Raw genomic sequence first — 23,411 nt, 5'->3', positions numbered from 1 at the left:
TGTTTTATATATTTATGTCAGTCTTCACACACACTTTATAGTCAAAAACCACTTGGGTGTTGTATGGTTAAGCCTCACGGGCAATTAGTATCAGTTAGCTCAAGACCTCGCAGTCCTTACACACCTGACCTATCAACGTTGTAGTCTCCAACGACCCTTTAGGGGACTTAAAGTCCCAGTGAGAACTCATCTCAAAGCCTGCTTCCCGCTTAGATGCTTTCAGCGGTTATCAGTTCCGAACGTAGCTACCGGGCAATGCCATTGGCATGACAACCCGAACACCAGTGGTTCGTCCACTCCGGTCCTCTCGTACTAGGAGCAGCCCTCTTCAATTCTCAAACGCCCACGGCAGATAGGGACCGAACTGTCTCACGACGTTCTAAACCCAGCTCGCGTACCACTTTAAATGGCGAACAGCCATACCCTTGGGACCGACTTCAGCCCCAGGATGTGATGAGCCGACATCGAGGTGCCAAACACCGCCGTCGATATGAACTCTTGGGCGGTATCAGCCTGTTATCCCCGGAGTACCTTTTATCCGTTGAGCGATGGCCCTTCCATACAGAACCACCGGATCACTATGACCTACTTTCGTACCTGCTCGACGTGTCTGTCTCGCAGTTAAGCTGGCTTATGCCATTGCACTAACCGTACGATGTCCGACCGTACTTAGCCAACCTTCGTGCTCCTCCGTTACTCTTTGGGAGGAGACCGCCCCAGTCAAACTACCCACCAGACAGTGTCCCCAAGCCGGATTACGGCCCTAGGTTAGAACATCACGCATACAAGGGTGGTATTTCAAGGTTGGCTCCACCACATCTAGCGACATGGTTTCATAGCCTCCCACCTATCCTACACATGTAGGAGCAATGTTCACTGTCAAGCTATAGTAAAGGTTCACGGGGTCTTTCCGTCTAGCCGCGGGTATACGGCATCTTAACCGCAAATTCAATTTCACTGAGTCTCGGGTGGAGACAGTGTGGCCATGATTACGCCATTCGTGCAGGTCGGAACTTACCCGACAAGGAATTTCGCTACCTTAGGACCGTTATAGTTACGGCCGCCGTTTACCGGGGCTTCGATCATCAGCTTCGACCTAAGTCTAACCGAATCAATTAACCTTCCGGCACCGGGCAGGCGTCACACCGTATACGTCATCTTTCGATTTTGCACAGTGCTGTGTTTTTAATAAACAGTTCCAGCCACCTGGTTACTTCGACTGGTTTAGGCTCCGGAAGCAAGTTCCTTCACCCTATACCAGCGTACCTTCTCCCGAAGTTACGGTACTATTTTGCCTAGTTCCTTCACCCGAGTTCTCTCAAGCGCCTTAGTATTCTCTACCCAACCACCTGTGTCGGTTTGGGGTACGGTTCCACTATATCTGAAGCTTAGAAGCTTTTCCTGGAAGTGTGGCATCAATGACTTCATCACCGTAGTGACTCGTCTCAGCTCTCAGTTTTCCTAATAAAAGGAGGAGACCGGATTTACCTAATCTCCCAACCTTCAGCCTTTCACACGGACTACCAACGCCGTGCTCACCTAGCCTACTCCGTCCCTCCTTCGCAATATAATGAAGTACAGAAATATTAATCTGTTTCCCATCGACTACGCGTTTCCGCCTCGCCTTAGGGGCCGACTTACCCTGCCCTGATTAACATGGGACAGGAAACCTTGGTCTTTCGGCGGGGGAGTTTTTCACTCCCCTTATCGTTACTCATGTCAGCATTCGCACTTCTGATACCTCCAGCAGACTTCTCAATCTACCTTCAACGGCTTACAGAACGCTCCCCTACCACTTGCAATAAATTGCAAATCCGCAGCTTCGGTGACTAGTTTAGCCCCGTTACATCTTCCGCGCAGACCGACTCGACTAGTGAGCTATTACGCTTTCTTTAAAGGATGGCTGCTTCTAAGCCAACCTCCTAGCTGTCTATGCCTTTCCACATCGTTTCCCACTTAACTAGTACTTTGGGACCTTAGCTGGCGGTCTGGGTTGTTTCCCTCTTCACAATGGACGTTAGCACCCACAGTGTGTCTCCCGGATAGTACTCATTGGTATTCGGAGTTTGCAAAGGGTTGGTAAGTCGGGATGACCCCCTAGCCTTAACAGTGCTCTACCCCCAATGGTATTCGTCCGAGGCTCTACCTAAATAGATTTCGGGGAGAACCAGCTATCTCCCGGCTTGATTAGCCTTTCACTCCGACCCACAAGTCATCACCGCATTTTTCAACATACGTGTGTTCGGTCCTCCAGTTGATGTTACTCAACCTTCAACCTGCCCATGGGTAGATCGCCGGGTTTCGGGTCTATACCCTGCAACTAAACGCGCAGTTAACACTCGCTTTCGCTACGGCTCCCCTAATCGGTTAACCTTGCTACAGAATATAAGTCGCTGACCCATTATACAAAAGGTACGCAGTCACCAAACTAAATTTGGCTCCCACTGCTTGTACGTATGCGGTTTCAGGTTCTATTTCACTCCCCTCACAGGGGTTCTTTTCGCCTTTCCCTCACGGTACTGGTTCACTATCGGTCAGTTAGTAGTATTTAGCCTTGGAGGATGGTCCCCCCATATTCAGACAAAGTTTCACGTGCTCCGTCCTACTCGATTTCACTTAAAGGTTGCTTTTGTGTACGGGACTATCACCCTGTATCGTTCTACTTTCCAGTAGATTCCACTAGCGCCCAATAAGCTTAAGGGCTGATTCGCGTTCGCTCGCCGCTACTAACGAAATCTCGGTTGATTTCTTTTCCTCGGGGTACTTAGATGTTTCAGTTCTCCCGGTTTGCCTCGTTAACCTATGTATTCAGTTAACGATACCTAGCTTATGCTAAGTGGGTTTCCCCATTCGGACATCTCAGGCTATAACGGTTGTTATCACCTTACCTGAGCTTTTCGCAGATTAACACGTCCTTCATCGCCTCTAACTGCCAAGGCATCCACCACATACGCTTAGTCACTTAACCATACAACCCTAAGTAGTTTCTTGTTATTTGACCTTTATACTTCGTTGCTTAAATATTCGTGTAGAACAAACTACACTTCATATCTAAGCGCCTTGTTTAAAGCACAAATCCCGTCGAAATGAATTATTTATTGTAAGAACAAAAGATAAAACATTTTACTAGAATGTTCGGAGACTAATCCGAACTAATTGTAAAGTCTGACATTTTCACGTACTCAATATACTTACCTCGAAAGGTTCATATAAGATGAGTTACTTGATAAGACAATCAATGTCGAGTAGACATCAATCGAATGTTGATACAACCTCTTGGGAGAGATTGTATCGCTTTTGTTGGTATTTATATCATTGCAACGTTCAGCGCGACACCGTTCGTTACGACATAAATACCGATATTTATATCAGCTTTCCAGATTGTTAAAGAACTCGATTTAAGGCACATTCGCTTAAAAAGTGGTTTAAAAAACCAAATTTAAGTTGTTTTCATAAGCGCGAATAAATTCCCGCCGCCAACACTTTAAGTTTGGCTTCTTTCTTTAATTGAAGAAGTTATTTTCCCCACTGAGCTATAGCCCTCTACTTTACAGTAAAAGTGGGTTCTTCTTCATTTTTGTTATCATGTAATTTGTGTGAACACTCGTAAAGCCGAAGCTTTCATTAAGCAATTTTACTTCAAGATAAGGAGGTGATCCAACCCCAGGTTCCCCTAGGGTTACCTTGTTACGACTTCACCCCAGTCATGAAACACAAAGTGGTGACCGTCCTCCCGAAGGTTAAACTAGCCACTTCTTTTGCATCCCACTCCCATGGTGTGACGGGCGGTGTGTACAAGGCCCGGGAACGTATTCACCGTGGCGTTCTGATCCACGATTACTAGCGATTCCGACTTCACGGAGTCGAGTTGCAGACTCCGATCCGGACTACGACAGGCTTTGTGGGATTCGCTCCACCTCGCGGTATTGCAGCCCTCTGTACCTGCCATTGTAGCACGTGTGTAGCCCATCCCGTAAGGGCCATGATGACTTGACGTCGTCCCCACCTTCCTCCGGTTTATCACCGGCAGTCTCCTTAGAGTTCCCGCCATAACGCGCTGGCAAATAAGGATAGGGGTTGCGCTCGTTGCGGGACTTAACCCAACATTTCACAACACGAGCTGACGACAGCCATGCAGCACCTGTCACAGAGTTCCCGAAGGCACAAGTCTATCTCTAGTCTCTTCTCTGGATGTCAAGGGATGGTAAGGTTCTTCGCGTTGCATCGAATTAAACCACATGCTCCACCGCTTGTGCGGGCCCCCGTCAATTCATTTGAGTTTTAACCTTGCGGCCGTACTCCCCAGGCGGTCAACTTAGTGCGTTAGCTGCGCCACTCACGGATCAAGTCCACGAACGGCTAGTTGACATCGTTTACGGCGTGGACTACCAGGGTATCTAATCCTGTTCGCTCCCCACGCTTTCGTTCCTCAGCGTCAGTATCTGTCCAGGTGGCCGCCTTCGCCACTGATGTTCCTTCCAATCTCTACGCATTTCACCGCTACACTGGAAATTCCACCACCCTCTACAGTACTCTAGTTACCCAGTTCAAAATGCAGTTCCAAGGTTGAGCCCTGGGCTTTCACATCTTGCTTAAATAACCGCCTACGAACGCTTTACGCCCAGTAATTCCGATTAACGCTTGCACCCCTCGTATTACCGCGGCTGCTGGCACGAAGTTAGCCGGTGCTTCTTCTGTTGCTAACGTCACAGTGATGATTTATTAAATCACCACCTTTCCTCACAACTGAAAGTGCTTTACAACCCGAAGGCCTTCTTCACACACGCGGCATGGCTGCATCAGGCTTTCGCCCATTGTGCAATATTCCCCACTGCTGCCTCCCGTAGGAGTCTGGGCCGTGTCTCAGTCCCAGTGTGGCTGATCATCCTCTCAAACCAGCTAGAGATCGTCGCCTTGGTAAGCCTTTACCTTACCAACTAGCTAATCTCACTTGGGCTAATCAAGAAGCGAGAGGTCCGAAGATCCCCCCCTTTGGTACTTTTCACTACAAAAAGCACGTTATGCGGTATTAGCAGTCGTTTCCAACTGTTGTCCCCCACTCCAAGGCATATTCCCAAGCATTACTCACCCGTCCGCCACTCGTCATCAAACTAGCAAGCTAGTTCATGTTACCGTTCGACTTGCATGTGTTAAGCCTGCCGCCAGCGTTCAATCTGAGCCATGATCAAACTCTTCAATTAAAAATCGTTTGTGTAACCTCATCGCAAGCGATGTGTTACTGCTCAATGAATTCTGTCGTTCCTTTTAAAAGTAATGCGCGAACAAGTTCCCGCCTACAAGTAAAAGAAGCATTACATAGTCGCTACCTATCTCGCTAGAAATAAGTAACACTATTTATTTGCATGAACATCATTCATTAAGCGTTTTTGTTCTCCCCGAAAGGAAAACTATGTAAAACAACATTAATGTGAGTGCCCACACAAATTGCATGATAACTAATTGTTAAAGAAAACGTTTATTCCTAATATGGAAAGTAAACGTCGATGAGAGTCGCATTCGCTCTTCACCGGAGCAAATTAAGTTGAACTTAATTTGCGTTGCTCGTTGCTATTGCCCCGAAGCAGGATGCGTATAATACGCTTCCGAGTTTTGATGTCAACGTTTTTCTTTATAATAAAGTAAAGTATTTTAAATACTTTAAACGTTACATTAAGTTAGCTTATATACCTTAATAAAGGTGAGATAACTTATCAAAACAGTTCCTTAATGATTCATTTTAGCTGAACCCCTTGGAACTGGAGCGCATTCTAGCGAATTTTTATCTTAGTACAAGAGTTAATTTCACTTTTTTGTTTGTTCGATTATAAATGCCGCTATTCGCTTATTATCCGAATTAGTATAGGTCATAAATAGCACAAAAGTCGTAAGCTTTACACCTTACCTTCTTCTACTTCTCGATCCGGGCTTTCTTTTGTTCGAGTTATCTCCTGGAGACAATGCATTTCTTCTAGCATTTTTTTTATTTATTGGTTTTTTGTCTGATTGAACAGTTTTTGTTAAATCTGGCTCATAACCAGGTAACCACTGCTGTAATAATTGGATATCAAGTAATTCTTCAATTGCTGTTAGGAGCCACTCTTCACCTACACTCACTAAAGATACTGCTAAGCCAGAATTTCCTGCTCTAGCAGTACGACCTATACGATGAACATAATCTTCAGCATTATATGGAAGTTCATAATTAATAACATAGTTAAGACCTTTTATATCGATGCCTCGCGCAGCTACATCGGTCGCGATTAAAGCTCTTATATTTCCTTCTTTAAATTCATGAAGTGCTTTTTCACGGGCCCCTTGAGATTTGTCACCATGTATAGCTAATGATTTAATGCCATCTTTAGTCATTTCTTTTGCTAAATAATCTGCACATTGCTTTGTGCGTGTGAAAACTAAAACTTGTTGCCAGTTCTTTGACCCAATTAAATAGGAGGTAAGTTCCCTTTTACGATCAGCATCTACAGCATAAACAATTTGCTCGACATCATCCGCAACTGTGTTTTTCTCATCAATTTCTACAACTTTTGGATTTACTAATATACTTTTACTCATTTTGTATATGTCATCGGCAAATGTTGCAGAAAAGAGCAAGGTTTGTTTCTCAACAGGAAGGTATTTACGAATTTGATCTATCTCCTCTTTAAAACCCATATCCAACATTCGATCTGCTTCATCAAATACGACAGTATTTATCTGTTCTAAAGAAAGATGCTCACTTCTAATAAGATCTAATAATCGACCTGGTGTTGCAACTAAAATGTCTAAACCAGTTTTTATGTCTAAAATCTGCTTCTTTGTACTAACGCCACCATATGCAATGCCAATATTTACACAAGTAAACTGACCATAATGCTTGAAGCTTTTATATACTTGTTGGGCAAGCTCCCTTGTTGGTGTGAGCACTAGCGCGCGGATATTGGTACTGATAGGTTTTTCTGATAATAATTGCTGAAGAATTGGCAAGGCAAAGGCAGCCGTTTTACCTGTTCCGGTTTGCGCTCTTGCCATCACATCATGGTTAGCTAGAATTAGAGGTATACTTTGCTTTTGAATTTCTGTGGGTTCATTATAAGCAGATTCAGCTATTGCTTTAAGCAATGCTGGGTCCAAAGAAAAAGAAGAAAAGGTCATTCGTTTAGCCCGTGAGTATTGAATGGGCTAATTGTATCAGAAGAGATGTATTACCATCTCGGTTATTAGAGTATTTGACATTAAGGACGTTATGGCAAAGCCCAATTATCAAAATATGAAATTCTTGATCGTTGACAACATCAAGCCATCACAGGATATTCTTAAGCAATTTGTTATGCACCTGACGACAAAGCAAGTTGACAGTACCCATTACGCACAAGATGTTGCAGCCATTTGTCAGCAGAAATCTTATGACGTTATATTATTAGGCTATGACTTAGGAGATAACCAAAAGAATGGCCAACAAATCCTTGAGGAATTGAGGGTCAACAGATATATAAATAGACATTGTATTGTTATTTTAATAACCGCTGAAGTTTCTCAAGCTATGGTGCTTGCTGCTCTTGAACATAAACCTGACCATTATTTATGTAAACCCTACTCTCTATATGAACTAGATAAGCGCTTAAACAATTGCCTAGCTAAGAAAAAGGCCATGGCAGATATTTATTATGCCCTCGATCTAAATAAACCCTTACTTGTCATAGATAGGTGTGAGCATGCATTAGCAAATAATACAGTTTATAAAGCTGAATGCTTAGGTATTATCTCAAGGCAATACTTTGAATTGGAACGGTACGACGAAGCAAAATCAATCTACCTTGCCTATCAAAACGCCGCCAACTGTCAATGGGCAACAATAGGACTTGGTAAATTAGCGCTACATCAAAACAAACTAAAACAGGCTGAAAAATTATTTAAATTACTAATACAAGATTACCCGCTATATTTATCAAGCTATGATTGGCTTGCTGCTACTTATGAAGAGCAGTTTCATCATATTTATGCTGAGGATATTTTAGAAAAAGCGCTTAAACTTTCACCTCGTTCCCTAAATAGATTAAAGAGGTATGCGCAGTTATGTATTCACAATCAACATTTTGATAAGGCCACATTAGCTTATGAAAATAATCACAAACTTGCTCATAATTCTATCCACCATTGTGCAGACAATACTATTAAGTACGTACAGGCTCTTATAGAACATACGCCATCACTTTCCCTTGTCGATGCGAAGAAGATGAATAGCAAAGCTTTAAGCTTTATGAAACAAATGATTAGGGACTTTAAAGATGTTGATATCAGAATTCAATCCCATCTGCTTGGCGCGTGCTTATTTGAAATTACCAAAGAAATTGATTTAGCAAATACAGAAATTAAACTTGGACAACTTTTACTTACACGGGAGCAAGATAATATCCCGCACAAAAAATTAATAAATATATCACTTACCTTAAAAAAGCTGAACCAGGGTAATCTTGCCACACAGATCTTACTTTCTACCGAAAAAATCAACTCTAAAGATGATAAATCCAACAAAGATACCCGTGTTAGTTTAAAAGATCTCGCTCAAGCTAATATTGAACTAGGGCTATCCTTATATTCGAACAAAAAGTACCACCAGGCTATTATTAAATTAAGAGAAGCTGAGGCAATGTTTCCTAAACATATAGGTATTAAACTAAATCTGATACAGGTGCTACTAGTATCCTTCGAAGAAAACCGTGAGCGTAACACTGATTTGCATAGTGTAAAAAGATTGTTAGTTGAGGTACATGTTTTAACACCTACTACTGAAGAACTTGAAAAGCTGAAAAAAATGCAAAAAAAATACCAGCTGATTGCTGGTATTTAATCTTCCAAAAGGAATATGGTGGAGGGAGGTGGATTCGAACCACCGAAGGCGGAGCCGTCAGATTTACAGTCTGATCCCTTTGGCCACTCGGGAACCCCTCCACGGGGCCATTTTTATCAACAACTTGCTGATAAGAATTAGAAGTCTAGCAATGTCCCGCTGCGCTCTCACATGGGGTTTTCTGTAACATAAGTCACACTACCATCGGCGCTGTTGCGTTTCACGATTAAACTATAATAGGAGTCTAGCAATGTCCTACTCTCACATGGGAACTCCCACACTACCATCGGCGCAACTGCGTTTCACTTCTGAGTTCGGAATGGGATCAGGTGGGGCCACAGCGCTATTGTCGCTAGACAAAAACTTTAATTGCTTAATTTACTCTATAAATAATTTAAACAAATAAAACTTTAGCAAAAAACCCGTAGCATCAGCTACGGGTTTCTTAAATAAAAGTTTAGCAATGTCCTACTCTCACATGGGAACTCCCACACTACCATCGGCGCAACTGCGTTTCACTTCTGAGTTCGGAATGGGATCAGGTGGGGCCACAGCGCTATGGTCGCTAAACAAAAAAGGGTACAATCTAGAAATTTGATATAAAAAGTTTACAAAGGCAATTCAAGTAACACGAGTACGTGTTTTATATATTTATGTCAGTCTCACACACACTTTATAGTCAAAAACTACTTGGGTGTTGTATGGTTAAGCCTCACGGGCAATTAGTATCAGTTAGCTCAAGACCTCGCAGTCCTTACACACCTGACCTATCAACGTTGTAGTCTCCAACGACCCTTTAGGGGACTTAAAGTCCCAGTGAGAACTCATCTCAAAGCCTGCTTCCCGCTTAGATGCTTTCAGCGGTTATCAGTTCCGAACGTAGCTACCGGGCAATGCCATTGGCATGACAACCCGAACACCAGTGGTTCGTCCACTCCGGTCCTCTCGTACTAGGAGCAGCCCTCTTCAATTCTCAAACGCCCACGGCAGATAGGGACCGAACTGTCTCACGACGTTCTAAACCCAGCTCGCGTACCACTTTAAATGGCGAACAGCCATACCCTTGGGACCGACTTCAGCCCCAGGATGTGATGAGCCGACATCGAGGTGCCAAACACCGCCGTCGATATGAACTCTTGGGCGGTATCAGCCTGTTATCCCCGGAGTACCTTTTATCCGTTGAGCGATGGCCCTTCCATACAGAACCACCGGATCACTATGACCTACTTTCGTACCTGCTCGACGTGTCTGTCTCGCAGTTAAGCTGGCTTATGCCATTGCACTAACCGTACGATGTCCGACCGTACTTAGCCAACCTTCGTGCTCCTCCGTTACTCTTTGGGAGGAGACCGCCCCAGTCAAACTACCCACCAGACAGTGTCCCCAAGCCGGATTACGGCCCTAGGTTAGAACATCACGCATACAAGGGTGGTATTTCAAGGTTGGCTCCACCACATCTAGCGACATGGTTTCATAGCCTCCCACCTATCCTACACATGTAGGAGCAATGTTCACTGTCAAGCTATAGTAAAGGTTCACGGGGTCTTTCCGTCTAGCCGCGGGTATACGGCATCTTAACCGCAAATTCAATTTCACTGAGTCTCGGGTGGAGACAGTGTGGCCATGATTACGCCATTCGTGCAGGTCGGAACTTACCCGACAAGGAATTTCGCTACCTTAGGACCGTTATAGTTACGGCCGCCGTTTACCGGGGCTTCGATCATCAGCTTCGACCTAAGTCTAACCGAATCAATTAACCTTCCGGCACCGGGCAGGCGTCACACCGTATACGTCATCTTTCGATTTTGCACAGTGCTGTGTTTTTAATAAACAGTTCCAGCCACCTGGTTACTTCGACTGGTTTAGGCTCCGGAAGCAAGTTCCTTCACCCTATACCAGCGTACCTTCTCCCGAAGTTACGGTACTATTTTGCCTAGTTCCTTCACCCGAGTTCTCTCAAGCGCCTTAGTATTCTCTACCCAACCACCTGTGTCGGTTTGGGGTACGGTTCCACTATATCTGAAGCTTAGAAGCTTTTCCTGGAAGTGTGGCATCAATGACTTCATCACCGTAGTGACTCGTCTCAGCTCTCAGTTTTCCTAATAAAAGGAGGAGACCGGATTTACCTAATCTCCCAACCTTCAGCCTTTCACACGGACTACCAACGCCGTGCTCACCTAGCCTACTCCGTCCCTCCTTCGCAATATAATGAAGTACAGAAATATTAATCTGTTTCCCATCGACTACGCGTTTCCGCCTCGCCTTAGGGGCCGACTTACCCTGCCCTGATTAACATGGGACAGGAAACCTTGGTCTTTCGGCGGGGGAGTTTTTCACTCCCCTTATCGTTACTCATGTCAGCATTCGCACTTCTGATACCTCCAGCAGACTTCTCAATCTACCTTCAACGGCTTACAGAACGCTCCCCTACCACTTGCAATAAATTGCAAATCCGCAGCTTCGGTGACTAGTTTAGCCCCGTTACATCTTCCGCGCAGACCGACTCGACTAGTGAGCTATTACGCTTTCTTTAAAGGATGGCTGCTTCTAAGCCAACCTCCTAGCTGTCTATGCCTTTCCACATCGTTTCCCACTTAACTAGTACTTTGGGACCTTAGCTGGCGGTCTGGGTTGTTTCCCTCTTCACAATGGACGTTAGCACCCACAGTGTGTCTCCCGGATAGTACTCATTGGTATTCGGAGTTTGCAAAGGGTTGGTAAGTCGGGATGACCCCCTAGCCTTAACAGTGCTCTACCCCCAATGGTATTCGTCCGAGGCTCTACCTAAATAGATTTCGGGGAGAACCAGCTATCTCCCGGCTTGATTAGCCTTTCACTCCGACCCACAAGTCATCACCGCATTTTTCAACATACGTGTGTTCGGTCCTCCAGTTGATGTTACTCAACCTTCAACCTGCCCATGGGTAGATCGCCGGGTTTCGGGTCTATACCCTGCAACTAAACGCGCAGTTAACACTCGCTTTCGCTACGGCTCCCCTAATCGGTTAACCTTGCTACAGAATATAAGTCGCTGACCCATTATACAAAAGGTACGCAGTCACCAAACTAAATTTGGCTCCCACTGCTTGTACGTATGCGGTTTCAGGTTCTATTTCACTCCCCTCACAGGGGTTCTTTTCGCCTTTCCCTCACGGTACTGGTTCACTATCGGTCAGTTAGTAGTATTTAGCCTTGGAGGATGGTCCCCCCATATTCAGACAAAGTTTCACGTGCTCCGTCCTACTCGATTTCACTTAAAGGTTGCTTTTGTGTACGGGACTATCACCCTGTATCGTTCTACTTTCCAGTAGATTCCACTAGCGCCCAATAAGCTTAAGGGCTGATTCGCGTTCGCTCGCCGCTACTAACGAAATCTCGGTTGATTTCTTTTCCTCGGGGTACTTAGATGTTTCAGTTCTCCCGGTTTGCCTCGTTAACCTATGTATTCAGTTAACGATACCTAGCTTATGCTAAGTGGGTTTCCCCATTCGGACATCTCAGGCTATTACGGTTGTTATCACCTTACCTGAGCTTTTCGCAGATTAACACGTCCTTCATCGCCTCTAACTGCCAAGGCATCCACCACATACGCTTAGTCACTTAACCATACAACCCTAAGTAGTTTCTTGTTATTTGACCTTTATACTTCGTTGCTTAAATATTCGTGTAGAACAAACTACACTTCATATCTAAGCGCCTTGTTTAAAGCACAAACCCCGTCGAAATGAATTATTTATTGTAAAACAAAAGATAAAACATTTTACTAGAATGTTCGGAGACTAATCCGAACTAATTGTAAAGTCTGACATTTTCACGTACTCAATATACTTACCTCGAAAGGTTCATATAAGATGAGTTACTTGATAAGACAATCAATGTCGAGTAGACATCAATCGAATGTTGATACAACCTCTTGGGAGAGATTGTATCGCTTTTGTTGGTATTTATATCATTGCAACGTTCAGCGCGACACCGTTCGTTACGACATAAATACCGATATTTATATCAGCTTTCCAGATTGTTAAAGAACTTCAATTTAAGGCACATTCGCTTAAAAAGTGGTTTAAAAAACCAAACTTAAGTTGTTTTCATAAGCGCGAATAAATTCCCGCGACAACACTTTAAGTTTGGCTTCTTTCTTTATACAGAGAAACAATACCATTTCGTTTTCTATCAAGGCAGTTGGTAGCGACGTGTAGGCTTTTCTACACGAGCTGCGAACTAACGCAGATAGAATACGAAATTGGTAGGTCTGGGCAGACTTGAACTGCCGACCTCACCCTTATCAGGGGTGCGCTCTAACCAGCTGAGCTACAGACCTATCGTTTCTTCATTTTTGTTATCATGTAATTTGTGTGAACACTCGTGAAACGCTCTTAAAAGAGAATTCCCATTAAGCAATTTTACTTCAAGATAAGGAGGTGATCCAACCCCAGGTTCCCCTAGGGTTACCTTGTTACGACTTCACCCCAGTCATGAAACACAAAGTGGTGACCGTCCTCCCGAAGGTTAAACTAGCCACTTCTTTTGCATCCCACTCCCATGGTGTGACGGGCGGTGTGTACAAGGCCCGGGAACGTATTCACCGTGGCGTTCTGATCCACGATTACTAGCGATTCCGACTTCACGGAGTCGAGTTGCAGACTCCGATCCGGACTACGACAGGCTTTGTGGGATTCGCTCCACCTCGCGGTATTGCAGCCCTCTGTACCTGCCATTGTAGCACGTGTGTAGCCCATCCCGTAAGGGCCATGATGACTTGACGTCGTCCCCACCTTCCTCCGGTTTATCACCGGCAGTCTCCTTAGAGTTCCCGCCATAACGCGCTGGCAAATAAGGATAGGGGTTGCGCTCGTTGCGGGACTTAACCCAACATTTCACAACACGAGCTGACGACAGCCATGCAGCACCTGTCACAGAGTTCCCGAAGGCACAAGTCTATCTCTAGTCTCTTCTCTGGATGTCAAGGGATGGTAAGGTTCTTCGCGTTGCATCGAATTAAACCACATGCTCCACCGCTTGTGCGGGCCCCCGTCAATTCATTTGAGTTTTAACCTTGCGGCCGTACTCCCCAGGCGGTCAACTTAGTGCGTTAGCTGCGCCACTCACGGATCAAGTCCACGAACGGCTAGTTGACATCGTTTACGGCGTGGACTACCAGGGTATCTAATCCTGTTCGCTCCCCACGCTTTCGTTCCTCAGCGTCAGTATCTGTCCAGGTGGCCGCCTTCGCCACTGATGTTCCTTCCAATCTCTACGCATTTCACCGCTACACTGGAAATTCCACCACCCTCTACAGTACTCTAGTTACCCAGTTCAAAATGCAGTTCCAAGGTTGAGCCCTGGGCTTTCACATCTTGCTTAAATAACCGCCTACGAACGCTTTACGCCCAGTAATTCCGATTAACGCTTGCACCCCTCGTATTACCGCGGCTGCTGGCACGAAGTTAGCCGGTGCTTCTTCTGTTGCTAACGTCACAGTGATGATTTATTAAATCACCACCTTTCCTCACAACTGAAAGTGCTTTACAACCCGAAGGCCTTCTTCACACACGCGGCATGGCTGCATCAGGCTTTCGCCCATTGTGCAATATTCCCCACTGCTGCCTCCCGTAGGAGTCTGGGCCGTGTCTCAGTCCCAGTGTGGCTGATCATCCTCTCAAACCAGCTAGAGATCGTCGCCTTGGTAAGCCTTTACCTTACCAACTAGCTAATCTCACTTGGGCTAATCAAGAAGCGAGAGGTCCGAAGATCCCCCCCTTTGGTACTTTTCACTACAAAAAGCACGTTATGCGGTATTAGCAGTCGTTTCCAACTGTTGTCCCCCACTCCAAGGCATATTCCCAAGCATTACTCACCCGTCCGCCACTCGTCATCAAACTAGCAAGCTAGTTCATGTTACCGTTCGACTTGCATGTGTTAAGCCTGCCGCCAGCGTTCAATCTGAGCCATGATCAAACTCTTCAATTAAAAATCGTTTGTGTAACCTCATCGCAAGCGATGTGTTACTGCTCAATGAATTCTGTCGTTCCTTTTAAAAGTAATGCGCGAACAAGTTCCCGCCTACAAGTAAAAGAAGCATTACATAGTCGCTACCTATCTCGCTAGAAATAAGCAACTATATTTATTTGCATGAACATCATTCATTAAGCGTTTTTGTTCTCCCCGAAAGGAAAACTATGTAAAACAACATTAATGTGAGTGTCCACACAAATTGCATGATAACTAATTGTTAAAGAAATAAGCAGTAATCGCATTCGTTACTCGCTTTAACTCCTTGCTAACGTTGCCGTTTGCCCGAAGCAGGATGCGTATAATACGCTTCCGAGTTTTGATGTCAACGTTTTATTTAAATTAATTTTTCAGCTTAACTTTTAAAACGTTAAGTTAACTTATTTACCTTAAAAGGAAGTAGATAACTTATCAAAACAGTTCTTTAGGATACCCCTTGGAACTGGATGCGCATTTTAGACATTTTTATAATTAGGTCAACCCTTTTTTGGTTAAAATCGTATAAATATTTCCCTTGCTCTATTTTCACACAGCCCTTGTGTGAGTTTACCTCGATACGTTCATTAGTTAGTCGTATTTATTGTTTTTCATTTCAATTGCTTATTTTATCTTTATAGATTTTTTCAATACAAAGCTGCTCTAATACTGGTTTTATTGACTGTCTATGTTATTTTTACCACCACTTGCCATTAAATTAAATTGCAGCTGTGCAAAAGGTGCTATATGAGTATAACTAACGTACGTCCTTATAAAGGTATTTACCCCTCCCTTGGTTCGAATATCTATATCGATAACTCAGCCGTTTTAGTTGGAGACATTACCTTATCAGATGATGTCAGTATTTGGCCGCTCGTTGCCGCCCGAGGAGATGTTAATACCATAACCATTGGTGCTCGTACAAATATACAAGACGGTAGTGTTTTACACGTCACCCGTAAAAGTTCGAGTAATCCACAAGGAAATCCATTAATTATTGGCGACGACGTCACTGTAGGTCATAAATGTATGCTACACGGCTGTCAGCTTGGCAACCGCATATTAGTTGGTATGGGTGCGATAATTATGGATGGTGTAATTGTCGAGGATGATGTTTTTATTGGCGCCGGCAGTTTAGTGCCACCAAATAAAACACTGGTAAGCGGTTATTTATATGTTGGTAACCCAGTAAAACAAGTTAGGCCATTAAAAGAAAGTGAAGCCGCTTTCCTTAAACAGTCCGCGATAAACTATGTCGAATTAAAAAATGACTACCTCAGTGAATGATTCCCTTTATGGCGATAATAATTAACGCATTTGTATGTGAATACTATCTCCCTCTGGCTCGTTTTTTTCGAGCCAGAGTTCAACTATTTCTTCTAAGTCGAACTTAGTACAGTTATCTATCTTTGCAAGGTTCTTTAACTGCATTGAATGAAAGTAAATAGTCATCACTTGCGCCGAGAGTAGCGCGGTAAAACACCAAGCGTCTTGTTCGTCATCAAATACTAAGTCATCATTAAACAAAATGGCTTGATTCATATTTATTCCTATTTTATTTAAGAGCGGCTCTTAATTTTTTAATTACTGGTTGCACTTGGGGAGTTACCCCTCGCCAAATAGCAAAGCTTACCGCAGCTTGTCCAACTAACATGCCTAAACCATCAATAACGTCTACCGCTCCTTGCTCTCTTGCCCATTGAAGAAATTGCGTTTCATTTTTCCCGTATGCCATGTCATAACAAACCACTTTACTGTTTATTATGCTAGTAGGTATTGGTGGTAAATCTCCAGCTAAACTTGCAGATGTGGCATTAATTATCAGGTCAAACTCTTGACCTGTGGTCTCAGAAAAGCTACAAGCACTTAGTCGTCCATCGTTAAAATGCTGACAAAGATCTTTTGCTTTACTTACCGTTCTATTAGCAATAACAATAGCGCTAGGACCTTGCGCCAATAGCGGCAATAAGACTCCTCTGGCTGCGCCACCAGCACCCAAGAGCAAAATTCTCCTTTGCTTTAACAGTACTTTGTTAATAATTAGGTCTTGAACTAAGCCTTCACCATCGGTGTTATCACCGAGTATCTTGCCTTCTTTAAAAGTTAGGGTGTTAACTGCGCCAGCTAATGATGCACGTTCGGTGAGCTCATCGGCTAATGCCAGTGCTTGTTCTTTAAAAGGTGCGGTTACGTTTGCGCCTTTTCCGCCTTGATCAATAAGTTCGGCAACCGCATTAGCGAAACCATCAATATCAACTAGCTGTTTTTGGTAATTAATTATTTGTTGGCTCTTACTGGCAAATATATGATGAATGTCTGGTGAACGTGATTGCTTAATTGGATTGCCAAAAACGCGATATTGATCTGGAATTGGTTGTGTCATAGCGATAGGGAGAAGTTAACGAATGGCGACAGCCTAACTGAATCAACAATTAATGAAAACAAAAAAGCAGTAACACTTTCGAATAAGTTACTGATTTTTATTTTGATGCTAAAAGAAACCTTTAGAATTTTCCGCAAGCATAATTGAATATACCATACGAACATGCTCAATACCTACGCTGCAGTTATGTTCTAATCACTTTGCCGGTCAGCGCATGCATTATTTTTGATGGTGAGCTATGACCTAACGTTACTCCCTCAATAATAAAATCTACTTGCTTAGATAATACCGGATCTAATGTTTGCCATGTTTTAGCTGGCTCTTGCCCAGATAAGTTAGCACTGGTCGATACTATGGGTTTATTGGTTTGTTTACACAGAGCAACAACGTCAGGTTGGCTGGTAATCCTTACCGCAATGGTGTCAAACTTACCCGATAATAACGGTGAAATATTACTATTTTTAGGAACAAGTTGCGTAATGCCATCTGGCCATCTCGATAACATAGTAAAACGCTTATCTTGCGGAATTTTACTGTCATCGATATAAGGCAGTAATTGCGAGTAATTTCCGGCCAGTAAAATGAGTCCTTTCTCAGCCGATCTCTGCTTTAGCGCTAACAAGTGTTTAAGTGACTCTTCGTTGTCTGGATCACAACCGAGACCAAACACCGCTTCGGTAGGATAAGCGATAATGCCACCATTGTTGAAAGCATCAACTACATTTTCTTCGTTCACAAATCACCCTTCTATTAATAACTACATCCATGACAATATTACCAAAACCCCATCACAAATATCTAGTGATGGATTAATTTATCGATAAAAAAGTTCTCCATTCCGTATTGCGCTAAACAAGGTTATAATTACAGCTCTATTTTTACTTTCTTCGTAAACGAAGAACACTATATTCTTTTAAAGGGCATAAATTCATGACAGTGGGTATCATCATGGGGTCAAAATCAGATTGGCCAACAATGCAACATACAGCAGAAATGCTTGATTCTTTGGGTGTAAAATACGAAACAAAAGTAATTTCAGCTCATCGCACCCCGCACTTACTTGCCGAATATGCTGAAAGTGCAAAAGATAGAGGCATTAAAGTCATTGTGGCTGGTGCTGGTGGTGCCGCTCACCTACCAGGTATGGCTGCAGCTTATACCTCTTTACCTGTTTTGGGTGTACCTGTGCAATCTAAAGCACTTAACGGACAGGACTCATTATTATCTATTGTACAAATGCCAAAAGGTATCGCAGTAGGTACCTTAGCTATAGGTAATGCCGGTGCGGCTAACGCCGGTTTACTTGCGGCACAGATTATCGGCACTCATAATACTGAGATCCAAGAAAACATCGAACAGTTTCGTAAAAAACAGACCGAAACCATACTTGCTAACCCAAATCCGGCAGAATAAACACAGCATGATGAAAAAAGTTCTCGTACTTGGCGCAGGCCAATTAGCTCGAATGATGCAATTAGCGGGCACACCTTTAAACTTGGATGTCAAAGCACTCGATGTATCAAGTAATAAGGTGGTTCACCCTATAACTCCTGAACACATATATGGCGATTTAGCAGCTGGCATTATTCATGCTGATGTTATTACCGCCGAGTTTGAACATGTAGCTCATGACATACTTGACCAGTGTCAGCAATCAGGAAAACTTTTTCCAAAAAGTGAAGCTATTAAGATTGGCGGTGATAGACGGTTAGAAAAAGCATTGCTTGAATCTTGTAATACTGCCAATGCCAAACATTATTTTGTTAATTCAAAAGAAGACTTTGACAAGGCAATTAGTTACTTATCTTTACCTATTATCTTTAAAACAGCACTTGAAGGATATGATGGCAAAGGCCAATGGCGATTAAAAGTAGCTGCTGATGCCGAAGCAATTTGGCAAGAAATGGCTGATTTCCTTAACGCTTCGACCACAACAGTAAAGCAGGGCATTGTTGCTGAACAAATGGTGCCTTTTGATCGCGAAATTTCTCTTATTGGTGTACGCCGAGTCAATGGTGATGTTGCAGTATATCCTCTGACTGAAAATCACCATACCAATGGTATTTTAACGGTATCCGTTGCCGCTCCTATTAATACTAAACTACAAGAGCAAGCTGGTACTATATTTAAAGCGCTATCTGATAAACTCAACTATGTTGGTGTTATGGCCATTGAATTTTTCCAAGTCGGTAATCAGCTCTTGGTCAATGAAATTGCACCCAGAGTCCATAATTCAGGTCATTGGACCCAGCAAGGTGCTGACACCTGTCAGTTTGAAAATCACTTAAGAGCAATCTGTGATTTGCCTTTAGGTAGTACAGCGCTTGTTCGCCCAACAGCGATGGTCAACATTATTGGTGAAGACACTATCCCTGATGAAGTGCTTGCTATAGCAAGTGTATCTGTTCATTGGTACAACAAAGGTAAACGTGTAGGTCGTAAGATGGGCCATATTAATGTTAGCGGTGAGCATGAATTACAACTTGCTCAGCGTTTACAAAGTTTAGCTGATATCCTTTGCCCTAAAGCATTCCCTGATCTTAACGATTTCGCAAAAAACTATTTAGACAAACAAAGTTAATAAGTAATGCCATCAATAAAAAAGACGCCTATTCACATAGTGAAAGGCGTCTTTTTTTATAGAGGATACTTTGTCATGCCTTCTGCATATGAGAGCATTTTTTATCTGCGCACTGGTATTTAAGCCCAGCGGCCATATTTCTTTTTAATAGTAACGGAAATTGACACTTTTCGCACTGCCCCCCCATAGGTTCATGGTTCACAACAAACTTACATTTTGGATAAGCATCACAGGAGTAAAATTTTTTGCCAAAGCGACTGGTCTTTTCTTGCAATGAACCGCTTTTACAGCTTGGACATGCCACATTATCTAAGGTTTCTTGCACCTCATGCTCGATATGATAACATGCAGGGAAGTTACTACAACCAATAAACATACCGTATCGACCTTGTTTCACCGCTAACTCATGTGAGCACAATGGACATTCACTACCCGATAGTATCTTATCTTCAACACGTTCATGTTCTACTACTGCGCGGGTATATTGACAATTAGGGTAATTGACACAGCCTAAAAAGGCACCTGATTTACCACGTTTAATAGCCAATTCAGCACCACATTCAGGACACACTTGCTGCGCTTTATCTAAAGCATGTTCGTGATGAGTAAAGAGAGCTTTATCAGATTCAGACATTATTGAAATTGCGGGTAAAACAAGTGTGGCACTATTATGCCACAAAAATTGACTAAACCCTATGCTAAGCAACTGCTGACTATATAATGCGCAACTACTTATTACTCGGCTTGGGAGGTATTATTAGTGTAATGGACCTTCTTGTTCTTCAAAGATTAAATCTTCTAATTGGGAGTAAGCCGACTCTTTGCCTGGTACATTAAATAACACCATAAGAATTACCCATTTAAGATCATCCATAGAGAAATATTTTGTATCAAGCTCCATCACCCTATCAATTACCATTTCACGCGTAGTAAAATCAAGTACATTCACTTGCTCTAAAAACAAAATAAAACCGCGGCTAGGTGTATCAAGCAACAGCATTTCTTCGCTGGTATAAATACGTACCGACTTACTACCCTCACGGGTTAGATAAGGATAAGCCTCGGTGTCTTGTAACGCGGTAAGTTTTTCTAACCAATTTAATGCTTTATATATTTCATCCTGATGAAAGCCCGCTCGTGTTAACTCATCGGTTAACAGCTCATGATCCACCATGGCTTCTGCTTCATTTTGGATATAGGTTTCAAAAAGATACATTAAGATATCGAACATAATTAGCCCCTTATATACTTTATTGCGTTCTAATGTAGCCACCTGGTACCGCAGTTACCAGACCACTTAGCTCAAGCATTGTTAATCGAGTTAACACTTCCTCTACGGGAAGTTCGCTTCGTAAAACCACTTTATCAACGGGAGTAATTTCAAATCCCACACTAGCCAACAATGCATCGTTACACAAGTCTTTTTGTTTTATTTCCGTGACTCCTTTGTTAGTGCCTTGTTTAACAGGCTTTAATGGCTGTGCATCACTCTTTAAGTGTAGCCTAGCTTTATCGGCAAAAGCGAACTCATCTATTATATCGGCACAATGCTCTACTAGTTTAGCGCCTTGTTTAATTAACCAATGGCAACCTTTTGCGTGCGGATTTTTAATAGAATTTGGTATAGCAAAAACGTCTCTGTTTTGCTCTAGTGCACAACGCGCGGTAATCAAAGAGCCACTTTTCAATTCAGCCTCTACCACTAAAACGCCTAAGCTCAAGCCACTAATAAGTCGGTTTCTTTTGGGGAAGTGCCCGGCTCTCGCTGGTGTACCAGGAATAAACTCACTAATAATAGCTCCACCAGAGTTAATTATTTGTGCCGCTAAAGTACGGTGTCTTGCGGGGTATACTTGATCTAAGCCAGTAGCAACTACCGCTATAGTACCGGTTGACTCACTAAGGGCGCCACGATGAGCCGCAGCATCAATACCAAGTGCTAAGCCACTAGTAATAACAAGGTTTTTTTTGGCCAGTTGTTGGCATAATGAAAAGGCGGTATCTCTACCTCCTGCGCTAGCTGAACGACTACCTACTACAGCTAACTGTGGCGCATTGAGTAATAGAGGATTACCCTGAATAAATATCAGTAAAGGCGGATCATAAATTTGCTTTAATATTTGTGGGTAACAAACATCATCAAAGCAAATAATATCACTATGACATGCTTTACTGGCTAGCATAATTTTCGCTATTTGTTGCCAGTTCGGCTGGTAAAAAGCGTGCAGTTGTTTAACACTTAAACCATTGGCTGAAGTAAGCACCGATGACTTATCGTTAAATGAAAAAAGCGCGGTTAAACCAAAGGTTTCAACCAGCGCTATTTTTTGGTGAATGGCTAACCGAGGAACAAGCTTTAAAGCTAACCAATATTCAATATTATTTTTACTGCTATTGCTCATTACTTGTCTTCTCCCTAAGAGCAAGTGCTAGGTTTACTTTCCCTTTAGATAAAAAATAAAACCTTTAACAGCTGGCTAGTCTGGTGCCGTAATCAAATCACTGATTCTGGCAGGTTTATCCGTATGTAGAATCAGTGCCATACTTGCTTTTTGATAAACTTTAAAGACCATTAACTCACCTAATGTCTCTGCTGGCATATTATAATCACCGCCAGTAATTTGGTGCCAAAGTGATGTTTCGGCCACATAAGCGGGGCCATCACCGGTATCAACTACTGCTGGACTGATACGTTTTATGGCCATGACATCACCTACGGTCACATCATGTTCAAGACCACGGTTAATCATAACAACTTCCAACTTGGCAAATTCACGGCCATTACTACTCGCTTTAACAATTGCACCGCGAAGCGACTCCTTAGCAGCTTTCATTGAAAAAACTGCGGGCAATAATTGCCCGTCATTAACCGGTACGACATAGTTACCGACATGAATTTCTCTTTTTGCCGAGCCCACATTCAGAGTAGATGGTACATCGTTGTCAATATCACCACGCCTCAATACCTGCCCTGTGCCGACTAAGTTGACATAAAAGCCTAATGAATCGTCTGTTTCAGGATCAAAAATCTCCTGCCCTTTATCATAAATTGCATAACTTTTTGCCACATCTAGATCCGCATTAACATACACTTTAAAATCTTTGGTCGACATTCTATAACCTTCATCACTACCTATAATATAAGGTAAGGCTGCTAGCTCATCTTCGGTAAATAAGTGCTCGTACCTAAGGAAAGGTGCAATAATCTCAAGGGGTAATAAGGTAATAGCCGAGTCTTTTTTCTTCTTTTGACGAATCTTAGGCGACCATTTATAACTAGGTTTTGCCGGCTCTATCACTAACATTGGCTCACCGTATTCATCAAAGACCAGCTTTAAAATATCACCGGGGTAAATTAAATGTGGGTTATTAATTTCTGGATTTAAACGCCATAATTTAGGCCATAACCAAGGTTGCTCAAGAAATAAAGCTGATATATCCCATAACGTATCACCTTTCACTACCACATGGGTTTTAGGTGCGTCATCATTAAGTTTTATTTGCTCAGCAAGTGCAATCAATGGACAAGACATTAAAGATAGCGAGAGTATTATTTTTTTAAGCATGGTGCTCATTCCTTTTACGTGCTTACTGCTGTAACGCACTATAATGAT

The 23,411-nt window shown here is 43.0% G+C and carries 12 protein-coding genes, 2 tRNA genes and 6 rRNA genes; 4 read left to right on the top strand and 16 right to left on the bottom strand.

What is annotated here, in order from left to right; genetic code table 11:
* Positions 1-63: 63 nt before the first annotated feature.
* From CMT41_RS00200 to CMT41_RS00190, 3 genes are all read right to left on the bottom strand, one after another.
* Positions 64-2,968, bottom strand: a 23S ribosomal RNA gene (locus CMT41_RS00200).
* 677 nt (positions 2,969-3,645) lie between these two features.
* Positions 3,646-5,201, bottom strand: a 16S ribosomal RNA gene (locus CMT41_RS00195).
* Together the 16S and 23S rRNA genes form the textbook arrangement of a ribosomal RNA operon.
* Positions 5,202-5,898: 697 nt before the next feature.
* On the bottom strand, positions 5,899-7,149 hold the full coding sequence (locus CMT41_RS00190; protein WP_058026012.1) for a DEAD/DEAH box helicase: 1,251 nt from the start codon (positions 7,147-7,149) through the stop codon (positions 5,899-5,901).
* 91 nt (positions 7,150-7,240) lie between these two features.
* Here CMT41_RS00190 and CMT41_RS00185 point away from each other — a divergent pair, with 91 nt between their 5' ends.
* Positions 7,241-8,845 carry a response regulator gene (locus tag CMT41_RS00185; RefSeq protein WP_058026011.1) on the top strand — a complete coding sequence of 535 codons (1,605 nt, stop codon included), beginning with the start codon at positions 7,241-7,243 and terminating at the stop codon, positions 8,843-8,845.
* A 16-nt stretch (positions 8,846-8,861) separates the two neighbouring features.
* On the opposite strand, the gene CMT41_RS00180 is transcribed toward CMT41_RS00185, so the two are convergent.
* The 6 genes from CMT41_RS00180 to CMT41_RS00155 all read right to left on the bottom strand — a co-directional run bounded on the left by CMT41_RS00180 (position 8,862) and on the right by CMT41_RS00155 (position 14,815).
* Positions 8,862-8,946 (bottom strand) — tRNA-Tyr (locus CMT41_RS00180).
* 141 nt (positions 8,947-9,087) lie between these two features.
* Positions 9,088-9,202: ribosomal RNA gene (gene rrf, locus CMT41_RS00175) — 5S ribosomal RNA — on the bottom strand.
* Between the two features lie 98 nt (positions 9,203-9,300).
* A 5S ribosomal RNA gene (gene rrf, locus CMT41_RS00170) occupies positions 9,301-9,415 on the bottom strand.
* 131 nt (positions 9,416-9,546) lie between these two features.
* A 23S ribosomal RNA gene (locus tag CMT41_RS00165) occupies positions 9,547-12,451 on the bottom strand.
* Positions 12,452-13,089: 638 nt separating this feature from the next.
* Positions 13,090-13,166, bottom strand: a tRNA-Ile gene (locus CMT41_RS00160).
* 93 nt (positions 13,167-13,259) lie between these two features.
* Positions 13,260-14,815 (bottom strand): 16S ribosomal RNA (locus tag CMT41_RS00155).
* A gap of 765 nt (positions 14,816-15,580) precedes the next feature.
* On the opposite strand from CMT41_RS00155, the gene CMT41_RS00150 reads away from it, so the two are divergent.
* On the top strand, positions 15,581-16,120 hold the full coding sequence (locus CMT41_RS00150; RefSeq protein WP_057833168.1) for a gamma carbonic anhydrase family protein: 540 nt from the start codon (positions 15,581-15,583) through the stop codon (positions 16,118-16,120).
* 21 nt (positions 16,121-16,141) lie between these two features.
* Here CMT41_RS00150 and CMT41_RS00145 read toward each other — a convergent pair whose 3' ends face one another.
* The 3 genes from CMT41_RS00145 to CMT41_RS00135 form a co-directional block, all read right to left on the bottom strand.
* Positions 16,142-16,375 carry a hypothetical protein gene (locus CMT41_RS00145; protein WP_057833167.1) on the bottom strand — a complete coding sequence of 78 codons (234 nt, stop codon included), beginning with the start codon at positions 16,373-16,375 and terminating at the stop codon, positions 16,142-16,144.
* A gap of 13 nt (positions 16,376-16,388) precedes the next feature.
* On the bottom strand, positions 16,389-17,216 hold the full coding sequence (aroE, locus tag CMT41_RS00140) for a shikimate dehydrogenase (RefSeq protein ID WP_058026010.1): 828 nt from the start codon (positions 17,214-17,216) through the stop codon (positions 16,389-16,391).
* 184 nt (positions 17,217-17,400) lie between these two features.
* Positions 17,401-17,952, bottom strand: a complete 552-nt coding sequence (locus tag CMT41_RS00135; RefSeq protein ID WP_057183581.1) for a Sua5/YciO/YrdC/YwlC family protein — start codon at positions 17,950-17,952, stop codon at positions 17,401-17,403.
* 194 nt (positions 17,953-18,146) lie between these two features.
* Between CMT41_RS00135 and purE the strand changes: the two genes are divergently transcribed.
* Both purE and CMT41_RS00125 read left to right on the top strand, forming a co-directional pair.
* A complete protein-coding gene (purE, locus tag CMT41_RS00130; RefSeq protein ID WP_058026009.1) occupies positions 18,147-18,629 on the top strand; it encodes a 5-(carboxyamino)imidazole ribonucleotide mutase in 483 nt (160 codons plus the stop codon).
* Between the two features lie 10 nt (positions 18,630-18,639).
* Positions 18,640-19,797, top strand: coding sequence for a 5-(carboxyamino)imidazole ribonucleotide synthase (locus CMT41_RS00125; protein WP_058026008.1), 1,158 nt, complete (start codon positions 18,640-18,642; stop codon positions 19,795-19,797).
* Positions 19,798-19,870: 73 nt separating this feature from the next.
* On the opposite strand, the gene CMT41_RS00120 is transcribed toward CMT41_RS00125, so the two are convergent.
* The 4 genes from CMT41_RS00120 to CMT41_RS00105 form a co-directional block, all read right to left on the bottom strand.
* Positions 19,871-20,431 carry a DNA topoisomerase family protein gene (locus CMT41_RS00120; protein WP_058028105.1) on the bottom strand — a complete coding sequence of 187 codons (561 nt, stop codon included), beginning with the start codon at positions 20,429-20,431 and terminating at the stop codon, positions 19,871-19,873.
* A 123-nt stretch (positions 20,432-20,554) separates the two neighbouring features.
* On the bottom strand, positions 20,555-21,028 hold the full coding sequence (locus CMT41_RS00115; RefSeq protein ID WP_057183575.1) for a DUF494 family protein: 474 nt from the start codon (positions 21,026-21,028) through the stop codon (positions 20,555-20,557).
* 19 nt (positions 21,029-21,047) lie between these two features.
* Positions 21,048-22,199, bottom strand: coding sequence for a DNA-processing protein DprA (gene dprA / locus CMT41_RS00110; RefSeq protein ID WP_057183573.1), 1,152 nt, complete (start codon positions 22,197-22,199; stop codon positions 21,048-21,050).
* Positions 22,200-22,274: 75 nt separating this feature from the next.
* Complete coding sequence (locus CMT41_RS00105) at positions 22,275-23,363, bottom strand: LysM peptidoglycan-binding domain-containing protein (protein ID WP_058026007.1); 1,089 nt, start codon at positions 23,361-23,363, stop codon at positions 22,275-22,277.
* Positions 23,364-23,411 lie beyond the last annotated feature (48 nt).

Source organism: Colwellia sp. MT41 (genome assembly GCF_001444365.1).
Taxonomy (GTDB): domain Bacteria; phylum Pseudomonadota; class Gammaproteobacteria; order Enterobacterales; family Alteromonadaceae; genus Colwellia; species Colwellia marinimaniae.
This window is presented reverse-complemented; position numbering and strand designations above follow the sequence as displayed.